Annotated in this window: 18 protein-coding genes; 7 read left to right on the top strand and 11 right to left on the bottom strand. The window is 73.6% G+C overall.

Translation table 11 applies throughout. The features are described from left to right. Positions 1-20 precede the first annotated feature (20 nt). Genes glmM through rplM form a run of 3 tightly spaced genes read right to left on the bottom strand, consistent with a single transcriptional unit; the run spans position 21 to position 2,348 of the window. Complete coding sequence (gene glmM, locus J3P38_RS16170; protein ID WP_210504354.1) at positions 21-1,367, bottom strand: phosphoglucosamine mutase; 1,347 nt, start codon at positions 1,365-1,367, stop codon at positions 21-23. Between the two features lie 19 nt (positions 1,368-1,386). Then, entirely contained in the window at positions 1,387-1,887 is a 501-nt protein-coding gene (gene rpsI / locus J3P38_RS16165) for a 30S ribosomal protein S9 (protein WP_210439976.1), read from the bottom strand. 17 nt (positions 1,888-1,904) lie between these two features. Beyond that, positions 1,905-2,348, bottom strand: a complete 444-nt coding sequence (gene rplM, locus J3P38_RS16160) for a 50S ribosomal protein L13 (protein ID WP_210504353.1) — start codon at positions 2,346-2,348, stop codon at positions 1,905-1,907. 253 nt (positions 2,349-2,601) lie between these two features. Between rplM and J3P38_RS16155 the strand changes: the two genes are divergently transcribed. The 6 genes from J3P38_RS16155 to J3P38_RS16130 all read left to right on the top strand — a co-directional run bounded on the left by J3P38_RS16155 (position 2,602) and on the right by J3P38_RS16130 (position 10,299). Further along, positions 2,602-3,927 (top strand): NAD(P)/FAD-dependent oxidoreductase, encoded by a 1,326-nt coding sequence (locus J3P38_RS16155; RefSeq protein WP_307807962.1) that lies wholly within the window; start codon positions 2,602-2,604, stop codon positions 3,925-3,927. A 106-nt stretch (positions 3,928-4,033) separates the two neighbouring features. After that, positions 4,034-5,338, top strand: coding sequence for a citrate synthase (locus J3P38_RS16150; RefSeq protein WP_210439973.1), 1,305 nt, complete (start codon positions 4,034-4,036; stop codon positions 5,336-5,338). Positions 5,339-5,503: 165 nt separating this feature from the next. Beyond that, complete coding sequence (locus tag J3P38_RS16145; RefSeq protein WP_210504352.1) at positions 5,504-6,754, top strand: S1C family serine protease; 1,251 nt, start codon at positions 5,504-5,506, stop codon at positions 6,752-6,754. A gap of 92 nt (positions 6,755-6,846) precedes the next feature. Continuing rightward, a complete protein-coding gene (locus J3P38_RS16140; RefSeq protein ID WP_210439971.1) occupies positions 6,847-7,998 on the top strand; it encodes an acyl-CoA dehydrogenase family protein in 1,152 nt (383 codons plus the stop codon). Positions 7,999-8,011: 13 nt separating this feature from the next. Further along, positions 8,012-9,151, top strand: a complete 1,140-nt coding sequence (locus J3P38_RS16135; RefSeq protein ID WP_210504351.1) for an acyl-CoA dehydrogenase family protein — start codon at positions 8,012-8,014, stop codon at positions 9,149-9,151. Then, on the top strand, positions 9,151-10,299 hold the full coding sequence (locus J3P38_RS16130) for an acyl-CoA dehydrogenase family protein (protein ID WP_210504350.1): 1,149 nt from the start codon (positions 9,151-9,153) through the stop codon (positions 10,297-10,299). Before J3P38_RS16135 ends, J3P38_RS16130 begins: the two co-directional genes overlap by 1 nt. Here the strand turns inward: J3P38_RS16130 and J3P38_RS16125 are convergent. Genes J3P38_RS16125 through J3P38_RS16105 form a run of 5 tightly spaced genes read right to left on the bottom strand, consistent with a single transcriptional unit; the run spans position 10,296 to position 15,131 of the window. After that, on the bottom strand, positions 10,296-11,090 hold the full coding sequence (locus J3P38_RS16125) for an LLM class flavin-dependent oxidoreductase (protein ID WP_210504349.1): 795 nt from the start codon (positions 11,088-11,090) through the stop codon (positions 10,296-10,298). The genes J3P38_RS16130 and J3P38_RS16125 overlap by 4 nt on opposite strands. Positions 11,091-11,115: 25 nt before the next feature. After that, positions 11,116-11,931 carry an ABC transporter ATP-binding protein gene (locus tag J3P38_RS16120; protein ID WP_210504348.1) on the bottom strand — a complete coding sequence of 272 codons (816 nt, stop codon included), beginning with the start codon at positions 11,929-11,931 and terminating at the stop codon, positions 11,116-11,118. Continuing rightward, entirely contained in the window at positions 11,928-13,004 is a 1,077-nt protein-coding gene (locus J3P38_RS16115; RefSeq protein WP_210504347.1) for a FecCD family ABC transporter permease, read from the bottom strand. Before J3P38_RS16115 ends, J3P38_RS16120 begins: the two co-directional genes overlap by 4 nt. Next, positions 13,001-14,056, bottom strand: a complete 1,056-nt coding sequence (locus tag J3P38_RS16110; RefSeq protein ID WP_210504346.1) for a FecCD family ABC transporter permease — start codon at positions 14,054-14,056, stop codon at positions 13,001-13,003. Before J3P38_RS16110 ends, J3P38_RS16115 begins: the two co-directional genes overlap by 4 nt. A 34-nt stretch (positions 14,057-14,090) precedes the next feature. Continuing rightward, positions 14,091-15,131 (bottom strand): ABC transporter substrate-binding protein, encoded by a 1,041-nt coding sequence (locus J3P38_RS16105; protein WP_210504345.1) that lies wholly within the window; start codon positions 15,129-15,131, stop codon positions 14,091-14,093. A 246-nt stretch (positions 15,132-15,377) separates the two neighbouring features. Between J3P38_RS16105 and J3P38_RS16100 the strand changes: the two genes are divergently transcribed. Further along, entirely contained in the window at positions 15,378-16,181 is an 804-nt protein-coding gene (locus tag J3P38_RS16100; protein WP_210504344.1) for a siderophore-interacting protein, read from the top strand. A gap of 12 nt (positions 16,182-16,193) precedes the next feature. On the opposite strand, the gene J3P38_RS18180 is transcribed toward J3P38_RS16100, so the two are convergent. From J3P38_RS18180 to J3P38_RS16085, 3 genes are all read right to left on the bottom strand, one after another. After that, complete coding sequence (locus J3P38_RS18180) at positions 16,194-17,471, bottom strand: glycosyltransferase (protein WP_210504343.1); 1,278 nt, start codon at positions 17,469-17,471, stop codon at positions 16,194-16,196. Further along, a complete protein-coding gene (locus J3P38_RS16090) occupies positions 17,468-18,478 on the bottom strand; it encodes a glycosyltransferase (RefSeq protein WP_210504342.1) in 1,011 nt (336 codons plus the stop codon). The genes J3P38_RS18180 and J3P38_RS16090 overlap by 4 nt, the downstream gene beginning before the upstream one ends. Before the next feature lie 73 nt (positions 18,479-18,551). Beyond that, positions 18,552-20,231: an ABC-F family ATP-binding cassette domain-containing protein gene (locus J3P38_RS16085; RefSeq protein WP_210439960.1), complete on the bottom strand. Its 1,680-nt coding sequence runs from the start codon at positions 20,229-20,231 to the stop codon at positions 18,552-18,554. Positions 20,232-20,302: the final 71 nt, after the last annotated feature.

Raw genomic sequence — 20,302 nt, 5'->3', positions numbered from 1 at the left:
GCAGGGCGCGCTGCGCTCGCCTAGAGCGCCAGCTGCTGCTTCACCACGTCGGCGAGCCGGGACGCGACGCCGTCGGCCTCCTCGTGGGTGGGTGCCTCGACCATGACGCGCACGATGGGCTCGGTGCCGGAGGGGCGCAGGAGGATCCGGCCGCGCTCGCCGAGCAGCGCCTCCTCCTCGGCGACGGCGGCGGCGAGGACGGCGTCCTCGTCGGCGCGCGACTTGTCGACCCCCGACACGTTGAGCAGCACCTGCGGCAGCCGGGTCATCACCGAGGCCAGCTCCGCCAGCGACTTCCCGGTGGTGGCCATGCGCTCGAGGACGTGCAGCGCGGTGAGGATGCCGTCGCCGGTGGTGGCGTGGTCGCTGAGGATGACGTGGCCCGACTGCTCGCCGCCGAGGGAGTAGCCCGAGACCTTCATCGCCTCGAGGACGTAGCGGTCGCCGACCTTGGTCTGCCGCACCCCGACGCCGCTCGCGCGCATCGCCTGCACGAAGCCCAGGTTGCTCATCACGGTCGCCACCACCGTGTCCTTGGCGAGCCGGCCCTGCTCCAGCAGGGACAGCGACAGGATCGCGAGGATCTGGTCGCCGTCGACGACGTTGCCGTCGGCGTCGACGGCCAGGCAGCGGTCGGCGTCGCCGTCGAGGGCGAAGCCGGCATGGGCGCGGTGCTCCACGACCGCGGCCTGCAGCGACTCGAGGTGGGTGGACCCGCAGCTGTCGTTGATGTTGAGGCCGTCGGGGTCGGCGTGGATCGCGACGACCGTGGCGCCGGCGTCCTCGAGCGCCCGGGGCCCGGCCTGGAAGGCCGCGCCCTCCGCGCAGTCGAGCACGACCCTGAGCCCCGCGAGCGGATGGGTGATCGTGCTCTCGAGGTGCGCGGCGTACTCCTGCACCGCGCTCTCGTAAGCGCGCACCCGGCCGACGTCGCCGCCGGTGGGTCGCGCCCAGGGCTCGCCCATGCGGCGCTCGATGGCGATCTCGATCGCGTCGTCGAGCTTGTGGCCGCCGCGCGCGAGGAACTTGATGCCGTTGTCGGGCATCGGGTTGTGCGAGGCCGACAGCATGACGCCGAGGTCGGCGCCCAGGCGGTCGGTCATGTAGGCGACGCCCGGGGTGGGCAGGACGCCGAGGAGCAGCACGTCGACGCCGGCCGAGGCGAGGCCCGCGACGACCGCGGCCTCGAGGAACTGCCCAGAGATGCGCGTGTCCCGGCCCACCACGGCGAGGGGGCGATGACCCTCGAACTCGCCGCGGTCGGCCAGGACGTGTGCGGCGCAGACGGAGAGGTCCAGGGCCAGCTCCGCCGTGAGTGTGGCGTTCGCCAGGCCCCGGACCCCGTCCGTGCCGAAGAGTCGCGTCATGTGACGAGACCCTAGGAGATCAGCGCTTGCTGAACTGCGAGGCCTTGCGGGCCTTCTTCAGACCGGCCTTCTTGCGCTCCACGACGCGGGCGTCGCGGGTGAGCAGGCCGGCCTTCTTCAGCGCCGGGCGGTTCGCCTCGACGTCGACGGCGTTGAGCGCCCGCGCCACGCCGAGGCGCAGGGCGCCGGCCTGGCCGGCGATGCCGCCGCCGTGGATGCGGGCGATCACGTCGAAGCGACCCTCGAGCTGCAGCTCGGCGAACGGCTCGTTGGCGATCTGCTGGTGCAGCTTGTTCGGGAAGTAGCTGTCGAGCGTGCGGCCGTTGATGGTCCACGAGCCGGTGCCCGGGACGATGCGGACGCGGGCGACGGCCTCCTTGCGACGGCCGGTGGCGCCGGCGGGCGCGATGGTGGCCGGGCGGGCCGGGGTGTCGGCCGACGCGGCGCTCTCGGAGGTGTAGGCGACGCCGTCGGCGTCGGTCTCGAAGGTCTCCTCGACCTCGGTGGTGTTCTCAGACATGTGTCAGTCCTCAGTCGTCACTGGGAGATCTGGGAGATCTCGAACGGGGTGGCCTTCTGGGCCACGTGCGGGTGGTCGGGGCCGGCGTAGACCTTGAGCTTCTTCAGCATCTGGCGACCGAGCTTGTTCTTCGGGAGCATGCCCCACACGGCCTTCTCAATGGCCTTGCGGGCGTCCTTCTCGAGGAGCTCGCCGAAGGGGGTGGCCGACAGGCCGCCCGGGTAGCCGGAGTGGCGGTAGGCCATCTTGGTGGTCTTCTTGGTCCCCGACAGCGACACCTTGGAGGCGTTGACGATGATCACGAAGTCGCCCATGTCCATGTGAGGAGCGAAGGTCGGCTTGTGCTTGCCGCGGAGGAGGTTGGCGGTCTGGACGGCGAGGCGGCCCAGGACCACGTCGGTGGCGTCGATGACGAGCCACTCGCGCTGGATGTCAGCGGGCTTGGGGCTGTACGTGCGCACGGCGATGTCCCGTTCTCGTTCGTTGGGTCCGTCCCTCGGGCGAGGGGCGGTGGTGCCCCCCAGGCTTCGAGGGGCTGCGCGACTTCTGACGAACACGGCCCGGATCGCTCCCCCACCCAGGGGGGATCACGTCCGGATCTGCACCCGCTCTGGCCCTCCGTGGGGAGGGAGCGGACGCGGCAGGAGTCGCGACCAGCAAGGGTACGGCGCGTCGAGGAGCAGGGTCAAAACGGGGAGGGACCATGATGGCCGGGTGCGCAACGGCGGCGTGTCCTACTGGTGGCAGCAGCTCGGCCTGCCCTCCCCCACCGACCCGCTCCGGGGCGACGCGACGTGCGACGTCGCGATCGTCGGGGGCGGCCTGACCGGACTCTGGACCGCGCACTACCTGCGCGAGGCCGATCCCACGCTCGAGGTCCGCGTCGTCGAGGCCGAGTTCGCCGGCTTCGGGGCCTCGGGCCGCAACGGCGGCTGGCTGTCCAGCGAGCTGGCCGGCAGCGCCCGGGCGTACGAGCAGGTGGCGGGCGCCGACGGCGTCGACCGGCTCCGGGCCGCGCTGCGCGGCACCGTCGACGAGGTCGTCGCGATCGCCGCGCGCGAGGGCATCGAGGCCGACATCGTGCGCAGCGGCGTCCTCGTCGTGGCGCGGTCCGAGGCGCAGCGGCAGCGACTGGGGGGCGAGCTCACCGCGGAGCAGGTGTCGGCCCGGATCCGGGTGGCCGGAGCGGTGGCCGGCCACTTCGACCCCGACTGCGCGCGGGTGCAGCCGGCCAAGCTGGTCTCCGGCGTCGCGCGGCTCGTGCGGGAGCGCGGTGTGCGCGTGCACGAGGCCACCCGCGCCGTGCGGATCGAGCCGGGCGCGGTGGTCACCGAGCACGGCACCCTGCGGGCGCCCGTGGTGCTGCGCTGCCTGGAGGGCTTCACCGCCGGACTCCCCGGGCACCGGCGCGACTGGCTGCCGATGAACTCCGCGATGGTGGTCACCGAGCCACTGACGGCCGCGCAGTGGGCGGAGGTCGGCTGGAGCGGCGAGGAGCTGCTCGGCGACGAGGCGCACGCCTACTGCTACGCCCAGCGCACCGCCGACGGTCGCATCGCCCTGGGCGGTCGCGGCGTGCCGTACCGGTTCGGCTCGCGCACCGACGTCGACGGACGCACGCAGGAGTGGACCGTGCAGTCGCTGCGCTCGACGCTGCTCTCGCTGTTCCCCTCGCTGGCGGGGATCCGCCTCGACCACGCCTGGTGCGGGGTGCTCGGCGTCCCTCGCGACTGGAGCGCGAGCGTGGCCTACGACCCCGCGACGGGGCTCGGCCACGCGGGCGGGTACGTCGGGTCGGGCCTGACCGCCACCAACCTCGCGGGCCGCACCCTGCGCGACCTGGTGCTGGGCCGTGACACCGACCTCACCCGGCTCCCGTGGGCGGGTCACCGGGTACGGCGGTGGGAGCCCGAGCCGCTGCGGTGGGCGGGCGTCCACGCACTCTACCGGCTCTACCGCGCCGCCGACCGCCGCGAGGACGCGGGCCTCGGCCGCACCAGCCGGGTCGCGCGGGTGGCGAACCGGGTGGCGGGGCGCTGACGTCATACCGAAGTCGCAGCGTGGACACCTGATTCGCGGTCCCCGCGGGCGCAGGTCTAGGTTGAGGGGCACACAGACGTACAAAGACGTATGAACAGGAGCCGACGTGACCGACGTTGCGGCCAAGGATTCCCTGACTGTCACCGACAACCGGACCGGTCAGACGTACGACATCGCGATCACCGACAACACGATCGCCGCCAAGGACCTCGGGCAGATCCGCCTCGATGACGAGCAGCCCGGTCTCGCGACCTACGACCCGGGGTTCGTCAACACCGCCTCGTGCCGCTCGTCGGTGACCTACATCGACGGCGACAAGGGCATCCTCGAGTACCGCGGGTACCCGATCGAGCAGCTGGCCGAGAAGTCCAACTTCCTCGAGGTGGCCTACCTCCTCATCCACGGCGACCTGCCCACCAAGGAGCAGTACGACGCGTGGGTGCACGAGATCACCTACCACACGTTCGTGCACGAGAACGTCAAGAACTTCATGCACGGCTTCCGCTACGACGCCCACCCGATGGGCATGCTGATGGCCTCGGTGGGCGCCCTGTCGACGTTCTACCCCGACGCCCGCAACATCAGCGACGCCGACAACCGCCACATGCAGATCGTCCGCATGATCGCGAAGATGCCGACCCTCGGGGCCTGGTCGTTCCGCCACGCGCAGGGCAAGCCCTACGTCTACCCCGACAACGACCTCGGCTACACCGCCAACTTCCTCTCGATGCTCTTCAAGATGAGCGAGCAGAAGTTCGAGGCCGACGAGCGGCTCGTCAAGGCCCTCGACGTGCTCTTCATCCTCCACGCCGACCACGAGCAGAACTGCTCGACCAACGCGGTGCGCTCCGTCGGCTCCTCGCAGGTCGACCCCTACTCGGCCGTGTCGGCCGGCATCGGGGCGCTCTACGGCCCGCTCCACGGCGGCGCCAACGAGGCGGTGCTGCGGATGCTCAAGCGCATCGGCAGCAAGGAGAACATCCCGGCGTTCATCGACGGCGTGAAGGACGGCAACGAGCGACTCATGGGCTTCGGCCACCGGGTCTACAAGAACTACGACCCGCGCGCCAAGATCATCAAGAAGTCCGCCGAGGACGTCTTCGAGGTCACCGGCACCAACCCGCTGCTCGACATCGCGCTGGAGCTGGAGAAGATCGCGCTCGAGGACGAGTACTTCGTCAAGCGCAAGCTCTACCCCAACGTGGACTTCTACTCCGGCCTGATCTACGAGGCCTTCCAGTTCCCGCCGGAGATGTTCACCGTGCTGTTCGCCATCGGCCGCACCCCGGGCTGGCTGGCGCAGTGGTCGGAGCTGGTGCAGGACAAGGACCAGAAGATCGCCCGCCCGAAGCAGATCTACACCGGCGACCGCGAGCTGACCTTCACCGCGGCCTCCGAGCGCTGGGCCTGAGCCTCCCCGCCGACGACACGCTGACGACAGGCTGACGAGAGCCCCCGGCCACCCGGCCGGGGGCTCTCGCGCGTCCGGAGCCCCGTGCCGGCGGCCCCGCAGGTCTGGGCGCCTTCCCAGCGCGTTCTCAGGGCCTCCACAGGGTACGGACGCACCGTGGACGACATGAGCGACGGACGAACCCCCCACCACGGCGACGGCGACCACCCCGGCGAGCGGTACGACCCCTACCAGCCCCGCACGGCGGAGCACGCGCCGTTCCAGCCGGCGCACACGCAGGCCATCCCCGTCCAGCAGGCGGCACCGCCGCGGCGCCGGCGCGCCGGCCTGGCGGCGGCCGTGCTCGCCACGTCGCTCGTCGTCGGGGGCGGCGCGGGCCTCGGCGGCGCCGCGTGGTGGGACGCCACCCACGACGACCCCGCGGGCACCGCCGAGGCAGGCCAGGTCGCCACGTCGCCGGTGTCGCAGCCGCAGGCGCCGGCCGCAGACGGATCGGTCGAGTCGGTGGCGCAGAAGGTGCTGCCGAGCGTGGTGAAGATCGATGTCACGACCCCCCAGGGCGGCGCGTCGGGCTCCGGGATCATCCTCACCGCCGACGGCACGATCCTCACCAACAACCACGTGATCGACGGCGCCGCCGAGGGCGGCAGCCTGACGGTCTCCTTCGACGACGGCACGAGCGCGGAGGCCGAGATCCTCGGCACCGACCCGCTCACCGACACCGCGGTGATCCAGGCCCAGGACGTGTCGGGCCTGACGCCCGCGACGATCGGCAAGTCCGCCAACCTCGGGGTGGGCGAGGGCGTCGTGGCGATCGGCTCGCCCTTCGGCCTCGACGCGACCGTGACCAGCGGCATCGTCAGCGCCCTCGACCGCCCCGTCAACGTCGGCCGCGACGACGAGGGCAACTCCACGACGTACCCGGCGATCCAGACCGACGCCGCCATCAACCCGGGCAACTCCGGGGGACCGCTCGTCGACATGACCGGCGCGGTGGTCGGGATCAACTCCTCCATCCGCACCGCGGCCTCGCAGTCCCCCTACGGTCAGGGCGGGGCCGGCTCCATCGGGCTGGGCTTCGCGATCCCCATCGACGAGGTCATGCCGATCGTCGACCAGATGGCGGCGGGCGAGACGCCCACCCACGCGCGCCTCGGGCTGCAGGTCGCCGACACCCGGTCGGGCGACTCCGAGGGCGCACTCGTCAGCGAGGTGACCCCCGGCTCCACCGCCGACGAGGGCGGGCTCGCCGCCGGTGACGTCATCACCCGGATCGACGACACCCGCATCACCGGCGCCGACTCCCTCGTGGCCACGATCCGCTCCTACCGCCCCGGCGACACCGTCACGGTGACCTGGCTCAGCGACGGCGAGGAGCAGAGCGCCGACTTCGTCCTCGACTCCGACGCCGAGTGAGCCGGCGGGCGGCGGGCCCACCGCCCGTCGCCCCGCTGGACAGCCACGCCATGATGGGCACGCCGCCGGCCACGCCCACCACGAGGAGCCACATGCAGCTCGCGCTCAGCCCCCGCGACGCGGAGTTCCGCGACCGGATGCGGGAGTTCTTCACCACGAAGGTCCCCCGGGAGATCCGCGACACCGTCCTGGAGGGACGCCACCTCACCCGCGAGCAGATCGTCGCGAGCCAGCGGATCCTCAACGCCGAGGGGCTCGCCGTCCCGCACTGGCCGACCGAGTGGGGCGGCCAGGACTGGACCGAGCTCCAGCGCCACCTGTGGCACGAGGAGATGCAGCGCGCCGGCGTCCCGGCGCCGCTGGCGTTCAACGCCTCGATGATCGGCCCCGTGATCGCCCACTTCGGCTCCGAGGAGCAGAAGCAGCGCTTCCTGCCCGCGACCGCGAACCTCGACATCTGGTGGTCCCAGGGTTTCTCCGAGCCCGACGCCGGCTCCGACCTCGCCGGCCTGCGGACGGCCGCGGTGCGCGACGGCGACGACTGGGTGGTCAACGGCCAGAAGACCTGGACCACGCTCGGGCAGCACGGCGACTGGATCTTCACGCTCGTGCGCACCGATCCGGAGGTCAAGAAGCAGCAGGGCATCTCCATGCTGCTGATCGACATGACGACGCCCGGGGTGGAGGTGCGCCCGATCGAGCTCATCGACGGCGGCCACGAGGTCAACGAGGTGTGGTTCTCCGACGTCCGGGTCCCCGGCGACCTGCTCGTCGGTGAGCCCGGCGCGGGCTGGACCATGGCGAAGTTCCTGCTCGGCAACGAGCGGGTGGGCGTCGCGCCCGTCGGCGCGACCAAGCGCGCCCTGGCCACGCTCAAGGCGACGGCTGCCGACCAGCTGGCGGACCCGCTGGTCCGCGCCCGGGTGGCCGAGCTGGAGAACGAGCTGCTCGCCCTCGAGCTGACCGCGCTCCGCGTCGTCGCGCACTCCTCCGACGGCGCGCCGCACCCGGCCTCGTCGGTGCTCAAGCTCAGGGGCACCGAGCTGCAGCAGGCCGTCAGCGAGCTGGCGCTCGACCTCGCCGGACCGGCCTCGCTGGCGGCGCGGGCAGGCGACGACTCGCCCCAGGAGGGCTGGGCGCGACGATCGGCGCCGACGTACCTCAACCTCCGCAAGGCCTCGATCTACGGCGGCTCCAACGAGATCCAGCGCCAGATCATCAGCCGCACGATCCTGGGACTCTGAAGGGGCGGACGAGATGGACTTCACCTACGACGACGAGCAGCAGGCGCTGCGCGAGGCCGTCCGGGGCCTCCTGGCGACGGCGTACGCCGACCACGAGGCCCGGCGTCGCACGGTCGCCGCCGAGCCCGGGTTCGACCGCGCCCTGTGGGGTCGGCTGGCCGAGATGGGCATCCTCGGGCTGCCGTTCAGCGAGAGCGACGGCGGCGTCGGCGCCGGCCCCGTCGAGATCGGCATCGTCTGCCAGGAGCTGGGCCGCGTGCTGGCCCCCGAGCCCTACCTGTCGGGCGTCGTGCACGCGGGCGGGCTCGTGGCGGCCGTCGGCACGGCGGAGCAGAGAGCCGACCTGCTCGGGCGACTGAGCGCCGGCGACCTCCTGCTCGCTGCGGCCGACACCTCCCCCGGCGACCGCTGGGCCGCGCGCGCCGACGGCGTCCGCGCCTCGGTCGTTGGCGACGGCTGGACTCTGGACGGGGTGGCGGACCCGGTGATGGGCGGCGAGTCGGCCGACTGCTTCGTGGTGACGGCCGCGCTGCCCGACGGCGGCGGCACCGGTGTCTTCCTGGTCGCCGCGGACGACGTGTCGCGCAGCGGCTACGCGGCGGCCGACCTGACCCGCGCAGCCACCGTCCGCTTCGAGGGCAGCACCGCGACGCCGCTCGGCGAGCCCGGGCGCGACCTGGCCCCGAGCATCGCGACGATCAGCGACCTGACACGCATCCTGGGCGCCAACCAGGCCCTCGGCGTGCTGCAGAGCCAGCTGCGCGCGACGACGGACTACCTGAGGTCGCGCAAGCAGTTCGGCGTCACGCTCAACACCTTCCAGGCGCTGACGTTCCGGGCGGCCGACATGTACGTCTCCCTCGAGCTGGTGCACAGCATGGTCGACTGGGCGACGATGACGATCGCCGGTGGCGACCGCGACGCGGTGGCGGAGGCCGCCGACCGCGTCGGGCTGCAGGTCAGCCGGTCGAGCCGGCACATCGGCCAGGAGGCGATCCAGCTGCACGGCGGCATCGGCATGACCGCGGAGTACGCCGTCGGCGTCGGGACCGCGCACCTGGCCGTGCTCGAGCAGTGGCTCGGCAACGGCCCGCACCACCTCGCCCGCCTCGCCGGCCGGGTGGACGACCACGAGCTGGTCGACGCGCTCTGATGGACCTCTCGCTCACCGAGGACCAGCAGGCCTTCCGCGACCTCGCCCGCGACTTCCTGGAGCGCGAGGCCGTCCCGCATCGCATGCGGTGGGACCGCGAGGAGTCCGTCGACCTCGCGATCGTGCGGAAGATGGCCGACCTCGGCTTCTTCGGGCTCACGATCCCCGAGGAGTACGGCGGCGTCGGGGGTGACTACGTGACCTACTCCCTCGCCATGGAGGAGCTCGGCCGTGCCGACTCGGCGCTCCGGGGGATCGTCTCGGTCAGCAGCGGGCTGGTCGGCAAGTCGATCCTCTTCCACGGCAGCGAGGAGCAGAAGCGGGAGTGGCTGCCGCAGCTGGCCACCGCCTCCACGCTGGGCTGCTTCGGCCTCACCGAGCCCGGCACCGGCTCCGACGCGGGCAACCTGACCTCCCGCGCCGTCCGGGACGGGTCGGACTGGGTGCTCGACGGCCAGAAGCTGTTCATCACCAACGGCACGTGGGCCCACGTCGCCCTGGTCTTCGCCCGCACCAGCGACGACGGCCCCCGCGGCGTCACGGCGTTCCTCGTGCCCACCGACACCCCCGGGTTCGTGGCGCGCGAGGTCACCGGCAAGCTCGGCCTGCGCGGGCAGGCGACCGCCGAGCTGTTCCTCGACGGCGTACGTGTGCCCGACGCGGCGCGCCTCGGTGAGGTCGGTCAGGGGTTCCGGATCGCGATGGGGACCCTCGACAAGGGCCGGCTCGCCGTCGCGTCGGGCTGCGTCGGCATCGTGCAGGGCTGCCTCGAGGCCTCGGTCGCGTACGCCACCCGGCGCACGCAGTTCGGCAAGCCGATCGCGTCCTTCCAGCTCGTGCAGGACCTGATCGCCGACATGTCGGTCGACGCCGACGCGGCCCGGCTGCTGGCGTGGCGCTGCGCCGACCTCGTCGACCGGGGCGAGCCCTACGGCACGGCGGCGTCGAAGGCGAAGCTCTTCGCGTCGGAGGCGGCCGTGCGGGCGGCGAACAACGCGATCCAGGTGCACGGCGGCGCCGGCTACGTCGACGACTTCCCCGTCGCGAAGTACCTCCGCGACGCCCGGGTGATGACCCTCTACGAGGGCACGTCGCAGATCCAGAAGCTGCTGATCGGGCGGGCGGAGACCGGGGTCAGCGCGTTCTAGGTCCGGGCCGGACCCGACGCGACGACCCGGCGGACCTCGTCGAGGTCGAGGTCGAAGGGCCCGATGCGGGTCAGCACCCACGAGGCGCCGCGGTCCAGCCACGGGCCCGGGTCCTGCTCGGGCCGGAGGTCGACCACGACGTCGAAGCCCGGAGCCGGGTCGTGCTCGGCGAGCGCGGACACCGTGCGCTCCAGGTCGCCGGGGCCGTCGAGGCCGATGACGAAGAACCCGTCGTACCTCGCCGCGCGCCGCAGCGGCGCGCGGTTGGGGAAGCGGCCCGCCAGCCAGATCAACACGTCGGGCGCGGGACGGAACGTCACCCCCCGGGCGGCGTGGTGCTCGCCCTGGTGGTCCACCCGCCCGCCGCCGAGCAGGCCGGAGAGGACCTCCAGTCCCTCGTCGAGCATCCGGGCGCGGGTCCTCGGGTCGGGCTCGTCGCCGAAGGCGCTGAACTCGCCGACCCAGTCGTCGCCCAGCCCGAGGCCCAGGACGAAGCGGCCGCGCGACAGCACCGCCAGGCTCGCCGCCTGCCGCGCCAGGACCTGCGGCCGGCGCCGGGCCAGCGGGGTGACCATCGGTCCGAGCAGGAGGCGCTCGGTGCGCATCGCGACCGCGGCGCAGCAGGTCCACACGTCGGCGATGTCGGTGACGCGCTCGCCGTAGAGCAGGTGGTCCCAGACGAAGAACCCGTCCCAGCCGGCCGCCTCGGCGTCGGCGGCGAGGTCGCCGACGACCCGCGGGTCGGCCAGCTGGTCGAAGGGGGCGACGAAGAGCCCGCGACGCGTGGTCATGCCCTCATCGAAGCACCTGCACCGCTCAGCCGTCCCGCGTGAGCACGTGGTGCCGCCCGATGGGCAGCATGAGCGGCTTGCCCGACACCGGGTCCTCGATGACGGCGCTGGGCATGCCGAAGACGTCGCGGACGAGCTCGGGCACGAGCACCTCGTGGGGTCGGCCCGCGGAGTGCAGCCGGCCGTCGTGGAGGGCGACCAGGTGGTCGGCGTAGCGCGCCGCGAGGTTGAGGTCGTGGAGCACCATCACGATGGTCGTGCCGCTGGTGCGGTTGAGGTCGGTCAGCAGGTCGAGCACCTCGACCTGGTGGCTGATGTCGAGGAAGGTGGTGGGCTCGTCGAGGAGCAGCACCTCGGTCTCCTGCGCGAGCGCCATCGCGATCCACACGCGCTGCCGCTGCCCGCCGGACAGCTCGTCGACGGCGCGGTCCATCAGCTCCAGGGTGTCGGTGGCCCGCAGCGCAGCGGTCACGGCGCGGTCGTCGGCCTGCGACCAGCGGGCGAGGACGCGCTGGTGCGGGTGCCGGCCCCGTCCGACGAGCTCGCCGACGGTGATGCCCTCCGGCGCGATCGGCGACTGCGGCAGCAGCCCCATCCGGCGGGCGAGCTGCTTGGCCGGCGTGGCGTGGACCTCCTTGCCGTCGAGGAGCACGCGGCCGGTGCGGGGCGGCAGCAGCCGCGTCATCGAGCGCAGCAGCGTGGACTTGCCGCACGCGTTGGGCCCCACGATGGCGGTGACGTCGCCCGGCGCGATGACGAGGTCGAGGTCGTGGACGACCTCCCGGTCGCCGTAGCCGAGCGTCAGCCGCTCGATCTCCAGGCGTGGCTGGCTGGTGGTCACAGGGTGCCTCCGACCCGGTTGACGCGGACGATGAGGTAGAGCAGGTAGGGGGCGCCGAGGATGCCCGTGACGACGCCGACGGGCAGCCGGGTGCCGAAGGCGTACTGACCGGCGAGGTCCGCGACGAGGGTGAGCAGCGCCCCGACGAGCGCCGCCGGCACCAGCAGGGACCCGCGTGGCCCCACCACCCGGGCGGCGATGGGGCCGGACAGCAGCGCGAGGAACGCGATCGGCCCCGACGCCGCCGTGGCCAGGCACACGAGCCCGACCGCGGCCACGATGGTGAGCAGTCGCGTGCGCTCGATGCGTACGCCGAGCGCCGAGGCCGCGTCGTCGCCGAGCTGCGCGGCCGCCAGGGCGCGCGTCTGGAGGAGCACGGTGCCGCCCAGCACGACGACGGCGGCGAGGACCACCAGGACGTCGCGCCAGAGGGCGCCGTTGAGGCTCCCGGTGAGCCAGCGCAGCGCCTCGGCGAGCTGGAAGTTGGTGGCGCGCTCGAGCTGCCAGGCGATGACGCTCTGCATCATCGCGGCCACGCCGATGCCGATCAGGATCAGCCGCGTGCCGGCCGCGGTGCCGCGCCGGTAGGCCAGCAGGTAGATGGTGAGGGCGACGCCGATCCCCGCCGCGACCGCGAGCCAGGAGACGGCGAGTCCGCTGAGGGAGAGGCTGACGATGGCGACGGCGGCAGCGGCGCTGGCACCCTCGGTGACCCCGATGACGTCCGGGCTCGCGAGCGGGTTGCGCAGGAGCGTCTGGAAGGTGACCCCCGCCAGGCCGAACGCGACCCCCACGAGCAGCGCGAGGGTGGCCCGCGGCAGCCGCAGCCGCCCGACGACGAACTCGGCGCCGCCGGCGTCGTCGCCGACCACCACGCGCGCCACGTCGACCAGCCCGTAGGTCGTCGACCCGAGCATGAGGCTGCCGAGGTAGGCGGCCAGCACGAGCGCGGCCAGGGCGCCGACGAGCTGGCGGCGCCTGCGGTGGCGGGCCCGGCGTGCGGAGACCACCCGGAGGAGGTCGGGGCTGTCGGCGGCCACGTCGTCGGCCACCGTGCGCGGGAGGACGCTCACAGCTCACGCACCCGGGACCCGCGGACCACCGCGATAAGGACCGGCGCCCCGACGAGGGCCGTGACGATCCCGACGTCCACCTCCGACGGCGGCACGACGACGCGTCCCAGGACGTCGCCGACGAGCAGCAGCACGGCGCCGCCCATGGCGCTGAAGGGCAGCAGCCAGCGGTGGTCGGTCCCGAGCAGCAGCCGACCGACGTGGGGCACGACGAGGCCGACGAAGGCGATCGGTCCGGTGACGGCTGTCGTGGCGCCCGCCAGGGTGACGGCACCGGCGGCGGCCAGCAGCCGGGTGCGGTTCACGTCCTCGCCCAGGCCGGCCGCGAGGTCGTCGCCGAGGCCGAGCATGTTCAGGCCGCGGGCGCACCAGGCGCAGAGCAGCGCCCCGGCCAGCAGGAACGGCGCCACCAGCCAGACCTTGTCGTCGGTCGCCCCGCCGACGCCGCCGACCTGCCACGACACGACGTTCTCGGAGATGTCGGGGCGGGGCAGCACCACGGCGGTGACGAACGACGAGAGGGCGGCCGCGGTGGCTGCCCCGGCCAGCGTCAGCTTCAGCGGTGTGGCCCCGCCGCGCCCGAGGGACCCCACGGTCCAGACGAAGGCGGAGGCGAGCGCCGCCCCCACGATCGCGACCCAGATGTAGCTCGTCGGGGAGACCAGGCCGAACCAGGCGATGCCGCTGACGACGGCCAGGGAGGCGCCCGTGTTGACCCCCAGGATCCCGGGATCGGCCAGCGGGTTGCGGGTGATGCCCTGCAGCACGAGCCCCGACACGGCCAGGGCGGCTCCTGCGACGGCCGCCAGCAGCGTGCGCGGCACCCGCTTCGCGACCGCGGCCTCGGCGAACCCGTCGGCGCGGCCCGAGAGACCGGCCCAGACCTCGGCCCAGGACACGTCGCGCGAGCCGAGGACGATGGACGTGGCGGCGGCGGCGAGCAGCGCGACCGCGAGCAGGAGCAGCGCCAGGCCCCGGGTCCGGCGCCCCCGCAGCGGCGCTGCAGGGGCGGCGGGTCCGGAGGCCTGGCGGCTGCCCAGCGACGTCGTCACCGGTGGGTCACCGCGTCGGGGCCGCTCGGCGGCATCACTCGGTCGTGTACGCGGCCGCGTCGGCCAGCAGGGCGACGTAGTCCTCGACGAGGTAGGGGACCGAGAGCGCCGTGGGGTTCGCGGCCGTGCCCATCGCCTCGGCGCCGTCGAGCGTGACGATGGCCTCGTTCTTCACCGCCGGCAGCTGGGACAGCACGGGGTCGCCCTCGAGCGCGTCGATGAGCTCCTGGCCACCGTAGGTGATGATGACGTCCACGTCGGCGAGCTCGTCGGCGCGCTCGGCGCTGATGGAGCCCGCGTAGTCGGTGCTGTCGCCCGTCGCCTCGACGATGCTCGGCGCGATCTCCATGCCGATGTCGGTGAGGTACTTCGAGCGCGTGTCGGCGGCGCTGTAGAAGTTGATCTCGCTGAGGTCCGCAGGGTCGACGTGGGTCATGAACATGCCCGTCACGCCCTCGAGCTCGGGCCGCGTCGCCAGCGCGTCGTCGATGGTCTGCTCCAGGTCGGCGACCAGCTGCTCCCCCTCGGCCTCCATGCCGAGGCCCGTGGCGTTCTGCACGATGGAGTCGCGCCACTCGGTCGCCCACGGGTCGTCCGGGTACGCCACGACCGGCGCGATCTCGCTGAGGGTGTTGTAGTCGTCCTCGGTGAGGCCCGAGTAGCCGGCCAGGATCACGTCGGGGTCGGTGCCCGCGACGGCCTCGAAGTCGTAGCCGTCGGTCTCGTCGAAGAGGACCGGCGTCTCCGCGCCGAGCTCCTCGAGCCGGTCCTCGGTCCACTGCTGGACGCCGTCGCCGTCGTCGTCGCCCCACGTCATCTCGGACATGCCGACCGGCACGATGCCGAGCGCGAGCGGGACCTCCTGGTTGGCGAAGTCGACCGTCGCCACCCGCTCGGGCTTCTCCTCGAGGACCGTCTCGCCGAACGCGTGCTGCACGGTGACCGGCTGCCAGTCCTCCGTGGCCGCGCTTTCCGACGGGGCCTCCGTCCCCTCGGCCTCCGATCCGCACGCCGCCAGGGTCGCGGCGATCGCGACCAGTGCGACGGGCAGCGCCGTCCTTCGTGCTGCAGACATCTCGTCCCCGCTTTCTCGATTAGGTAAGGCAAACCTAACTGATACCGTGGACCCGGGTCGACAGGGGTCGGCCCCGGCCCGCGCCGGCCCACCGGTCGCAGCGCGGGCGACGTCCCGAGGAGATCGCCGTGCACCATCCCGTTCCGTCCCGCCCGCGTCTGTTTGCGCCGCACCTGTTCGCGCCGTACCTGCTCGCGCAGTACCTGTGCACGCCGTACGCCGCTGCGCCCGACGGGCGGTGCTGACGTGCACGGGGAGGTCGTCTCCACGCAGCGCCTCGGCTCGCACCTGGTCCGGGTGGTGCTCGGCGGGCCCGGGCTCGCGGGCTTCGTCTCCACCGGGGACGCCGACGAGTACGTCAACTGCTTCTTCCTGCCGCCGTCCGCGCCCTACTCCGTGCCGTTCCAGGACGACGAGGTGCGCGACCTGCCGCGGGCCCAGCGGCCGTTCGCACGTCGCATCACCGTGCGCTCGTGGGACGAGGCCCGCGGCCAGCTGACCTTGGACATCGCCGCGCACGGCGACGTGGGTCACGCCGGCCGGTGGGCGCTGCACGCCTCCCCCGGCGACCGCCTGCAGCTGCGCGGCCCGGCCGGCGGCTACCGGCCCCACCCCGAGGCCGACAGCTACCTGCTGGTGGGTGACGAGAGCGCGCTCCCGGCCATCGCCGCCTGCGCCGAGGCCGTTCCCGCGGGCCGGCCGGTCGTGGCGGTCGTCGAGGTCGAGGACGCCGCCGGCGAGGTGCCGCTCAGCTCCTCGGGCGTCCTCGACGTCCGCTGGGTGCACCGGGCCTCGCACGCGGGCGACCCGGACGACCTCCTCGCCGAGACGGTGCGCGCGCTCCCCCGGCCCCCCGGGACCGTCAGTGCCTTCGTGCACGGTGAGGCCGCGGCGACGCGTGCCGTGCGCCGCGTCCTGCTCGCCGAGCGGATCGTGCGCGAGGAGCTGCTCTCCTGCTCGCCCTACTGGCGCCGCGGGCACGACGACGAGCAGTGGCGTGCGGTCAAGGCGGACTGGGTGCGCGCGGTGGCGGCGGAGGTCCCGGCCTGAGCGCAGCGGCGCTCAGCCGCCGGCCCACCCGCCCAACCACGACTCCAGCGTGACGTCCCGCGTCCACGCCCGCAGCGCCGTGGCGAGCGGCGGGCCGCCGGGCGCCAGGTCGGCCCGGTGCCACCGGGCCGCCCGGCGCAGGAGCCGCAGGTCCTGGACCTCCGCGCTGCCGGCGGCCACCTCGCGCGAGGCGACGGTGCCGTCGAGGCCCTCGAGCGCCGACGTCCAGGCCGCTCGGTCGCCGACCAGCCCGCGTCGTACGACGAGGTGCAGGCGCGCGCTGGCGGGGAGGTCGTCCTCGAGCCGCAGCACCCGGGGGTCGGCGCCCACCAGCGCCCGGTGCTGCCCACCGAGCCGGACGGCCGCGCGGGGCAGGGCCGCCAGCAGCGAGTCGAGCGTGACGAGCGCCTCGGTCGGCCCCAGCTCCGGCTGGAGGGTCACGACGAGGTCCGCCGGACCGCGCCCGAGCCCGCGCCACGTCGTGCCCGGGGCACAGGTGCGGTCGGCGACCGCGACGGTCTCGGCCAGCCGGGAGTCCGGATCGCGCCGGCGCGTCGCGGCGTCGGGGCCGTCGTGCCAGGCGACGGCGTCCGGGCGGTGCGCCAGCAGGCCGCCGGCGAGCCACGACCGGTGCGCGAGCTCCCAGTCCTCCCCGCCGTAGGAGCGGAACGACTCGTCGAACCCGCCGACCTCGTCGTACCACCAGCGGCTGCACGCCAGCACGGCGCTGATCACGAAGCGGTGGCTCGTCGCGTCGGCGTCGAGCAGGTCGCGCGTGGCGGCGTACGCGGTGCGCAGCCACTCCGGCTCGGGGAGCTCCTGCGTCGGCCCGACCGCCTCGACGATGTCCCCGGGGGACGTGCCGGACAGGTCCGCGTGGCGACGGCGGCCGACGACCAGCGCCTCCGGCAACGCCTCGGGCAGCGCCGCCATGCGCTCGAGGAACGCGGGTTCGGGGCAGGTGTCGGCGTCGAGCAGCACCAGCACCTCGCCGCTGGTCGCGGCGACCCCGAGGTTGCGGGCAGCGGCCGCCCGGAAACCCTCGTCGGCCTGCCGCACGAGCCGGACGCCGGGCGGGACGTCGGGCGCCCTGCTGGAGCCGTCGTCGGCGACGACGACCTCGTCGGGGAGGCGGGTCTGGCGGCGCAGCGCCGCCAGGGTCCGGTCGAGCTGGGCCTGCTGCTCGTAGTGCGTCACCACCACCGACACGCTCCGTCGCGGCGAGCCGGTGGGAGCGAGGTCCCACCGGTTGCCGGGCACGCTCGTCCCGTAGGGCGGTGGAGCGGTCATCGGTGCACCGCGGCCCACCAGGCGCGGTAGGCCTCGACGGTGTCGGCCAACCGGGGCCCGAGGTCCGCGTCGGGGGCCGTCCACGTGGACGAGGGCCGCAGCAGCGCCTCCTCCAGGCGCGGCACGAGCGTCGCGTCGTCGAAGAGGGTGATCGTGCCGGGCCGCAGTGCCGCCATCTCCCTGGCGTAGGCACCGTCGCGCACGAGCGGCCGGCGTCCGGCGGCGATCCACGAGTTGACGCTCGCCGACGCGGACACGTTGCGGTGCGCCGCGACGGGCACGGTGACGCGCTGCAGGGCACGGACGACCCCGCCCTCCGGCACCCGACCGGTCACCTCGAGCGGCACACCGCGCTCCCGGCTCAGGCGCAGCATCGTCGCCACCTCCTCGGCGTGCCCGGGCGCCGCGCCGCCGAGCACGCGCACCAGTGCCGACGTCCCTCCGCGCCGGAGAGCCGCCGCGGCCCGCACCACCTGGCGGTGACCCTTGCCCGGGTAGACGAACCCGAACACCCCCAGCACCGGCTCGGCGGGCGAGGTCGTGCCGACGATGCGCGGGATGCGCGCCACCTCGGGCACCGGGAGCGGGATCACCGTCCCGCGGGCGCCGGCCGCGCTCCAGCGATCGACCAGCGCGTGCTCGTGCCACGAGTTGGTGACCCAGGCCCGACACGCCCGCACGATCCGCCCATACGCCGCCGCCCGCTCGTGGAACAAAGGTCCGTCGGTCGGCTGCGGGACGTCGTGCAGCGTCACCGTCAGGCACACCCGCCGCGCGAGCGACTCCACCGCCGCCGCGGCGTCCCGGGGGTCGCGGCCGAGCAGGCGGTCGGTCACGTGGAGGTGCACCGGGGTCCCGGCGACGAGGCGCCCGACGTCCCGGACGACCGGCGCCCCTGCGGCTCCGGCCACCTCGCCGGCGTACCGGGTGACGCCGTGCGTGGCGGGCCCGAGCAACAGGTGGTGGGGCACCGCGAGCGCGTCGGGACGGCGCGAGGGCTGCAGCACGGCGACATCCTCACCGCCCTCGACAAACCTTGTCCTCCCCCGAAGGCGTGCACTTTCCCGGGCACGCCGCGGCTCAGCGGGCGCGCGCCACGCGGCCCTCGTCCCACACCGGTCCGTCGGACTCGTAGACCTCGCCGTCGGCACCGTAGACCAGGAACCGGTCGAAGCCGCGTGCGAACCAGCGGTCGTGGGTCACCGCGAGCACCGTGCCCTCGAAGGCCTCGAGACCGGCCTCGAGCGCCTCCGCGGACTGCACGTCGAGGTTGTCGGTCGGCTCGTCCAGCAGCAGCAGGGTAGCTCCGGACAGCTCGAGCAGCAGGATCTGGAAGCGGGCCTGCTGGCCGCCGCTGAGCGACTCGAACCGCTGCTCGCCGGCGTGCGCGAGCTCGTACCTGTCCAGCACCCGGCTCGCGGCCTCGCGACCCATGCCGTCGCGGTGGTCGTCGCCGCGGTGCAGGATCTCGAGCAGGGTGCGACCGACCAGCTCGGGGTGCTCGTGCGTCTGCACGAACCAGCCCGGCCGGACCCGGGCTCCCAGCTTGGCGCTGCCGGTGTGCGCGACGGGCGCCGGAGGGACGCCGACGGGCTGGTGCTCGACGTCGGGGTCGCTCCCGCCGGCAGCCAGCAGCCGCAGGAAGTGCGACTTGCCGGACCCGTTGGAGCCCAGCACGGCCACCCGCTCGCCGTACCAGACCTCGAGGTCGAACGGCTTCATCAGGCGGGTCAGCTCGAGGTCGGTGCACACGACGGCGCGCTTGCCCGTGCGCCCGCCCTTGAGCCGCATCTTCACCTGCTGCTCGCGCGGCTGCTCGGTCGGCGGACCGGCGTCCTCGAACTTCCTCAGCCGGGTCTGCGCCGCCTGGTAGCGGCTGGCCATGTCGGAGTTGTAGGCCGCCTTCTGCTTGTACATCAGCATCTGGGCGCGCAGCTTGGCGTGCTCCTCGTCCCAGCGCCGGCGCAGCTCCTCGAACCGCTCGAAGCGCTCGGCGCGAGCCTGGTGGTAGCTCGCGAAGCCGCCCGGGTGCGTCCACACCAGGTTGCCGGCGCTGCCGAGCTCGACGGTGACGATCCGGGTGGCCGTGTTGGCGAGCAGCTCGCGGTCGTGGCTGATGAAGAGGATCGTCTTCGGCGACTCGCGGATCCGCTCCTCGAGCCAGATCTTGCCGGGCACGTCGAGGTAGTTGTCGGGCTCGTCGAGCAGCAGCACCTGGTCGGGGCCCTGGAGGAGGTACTCCAGCACCAGCCGCTTCTGCTCGCCGCCCGACAGCGTCGTGAGGGCGCGGTACTTCGCGCGGTCGTAGGGCAGGCCCATCGCCGCGGTGGTCACCTTGTCCCAGACGACCTCGAGGTCGTAGCCGCCCACGTCGCCGTAGTGCCCGAGCGCCTCGGCGTACGCCATCTGCACCGGCTCGCTGTCGTCGTCCATCAGCCGCAGCTCGTGGTCGGCGACCTCCCGGGCCCACCGGCGCACGTCGGCCGGCGCCACGGAGAGCAGCAGGTCGGCGACGGTCTCGTCGGCACCCCCGTGACCGACGAACTGACGCATCACCCCCAGCCCCCCGGAGCGCGTGACCACGCCCGCGTGCGGCTTGAGGTCGCCGGTGACGATCCGCAGGAGCGTGGTCTTGCCCGCCCCGTTGGCACCGACGAGCGCGACCTTCTGGCCGTCGCCCACCCGGAAGCTGACGTCGTCGAGCAGCACCCGCCCGTCCGGCAGCTCGTAGCGCACCCCGGCGACATCCACGTGACCCACGCAGCGATTCTCGCAAGCACCGCCGGTCCGCGTCGCGTGGATTTCCGGCGGCGTCCAGGCGGCACCGCACC

The sequence above is a fragment of the Nocardioides xinjiangensis genome (genome assembly GCF_017916455.1).
GTDB classification, from domain to species: Bacteria; Actinomycetota; Actinomycetes; order Propionibacteriales; family Nocardioidaceae; genus Nocardioides; species Nocardioides xinjiangensis.
Note: the sequence above shows the minus strand (reverse complement) of the source record. Positions and strands in the feature narration are given on the sequence as shown.

Excerpts from the sequence above, each read along its gene's own strand:
- J3P38_RS18180 (WP_210504343.1), bottom strand. The coding sequence starts at position 17,471 with ATGACCGCTCCACCGCCCTACGGGACGAGCGTGCCCGGCAACCGGTGG.
- J3P38_RS16135 (WP_210504351.1), top strand. The coding sequence starts at position 8,012 with ATGGACTTCACCTACGACGACGAGCAGCAGGCGCTGCGCGAGGCCGTC.
- J3P38_RS16140 (WP_210439971.1), top strand. The coding sequence starts at position 6,847 with ATGCAGCTCGCGCTCAGCCCCCGCGACGCGGAGTTCCGCGACCGGATG.
- glmM (WP_210504354.1), bottom strand. The coding sequence starts at position 1,367 with ATGACGCGACTCTTCGGCACGGACGGGGTCCGGGGCCTGGCGAACGCC.
- J3P38_RS16105 (WP_210504345.1), bottom strand. The coding sequence starts at position 15,131 with ATGTCTGCAGCACGAAGGACGGCGCTGCCCGTCGCACTGGTCGCGATC.
- J3P38_RS16125 (WP_210504349.1), bottom strand. The coding sequence starts at position 11,090 with ATGACCACGCGTCGCGGGCTCTTCGTCGCCCCCTTCGACCAGCTGGCC.
- J3P38_RS16145 (WP_210504352.1), top strand. The coding sequence starts at position 5,504 with ATGAGCGACGGACGAACCCCCCACCACGGCGACGGCGACCACCCCGGC.
- J3P38_RS16130 (WP_210504350.1), top strand. The coding sequence starts at position 9,151 with ATGGACCTCTCGCTCACCGAGGACCAGCAGGCCTTCCGCGACCTCGCC.
- rpsI (WP_210439976.1), bottom strand. The coding sequence starts at position 1,887 with ATGTCTGAGAACACCACCGAGGTCGAGGAGACCTTCGAGACCGACGCC.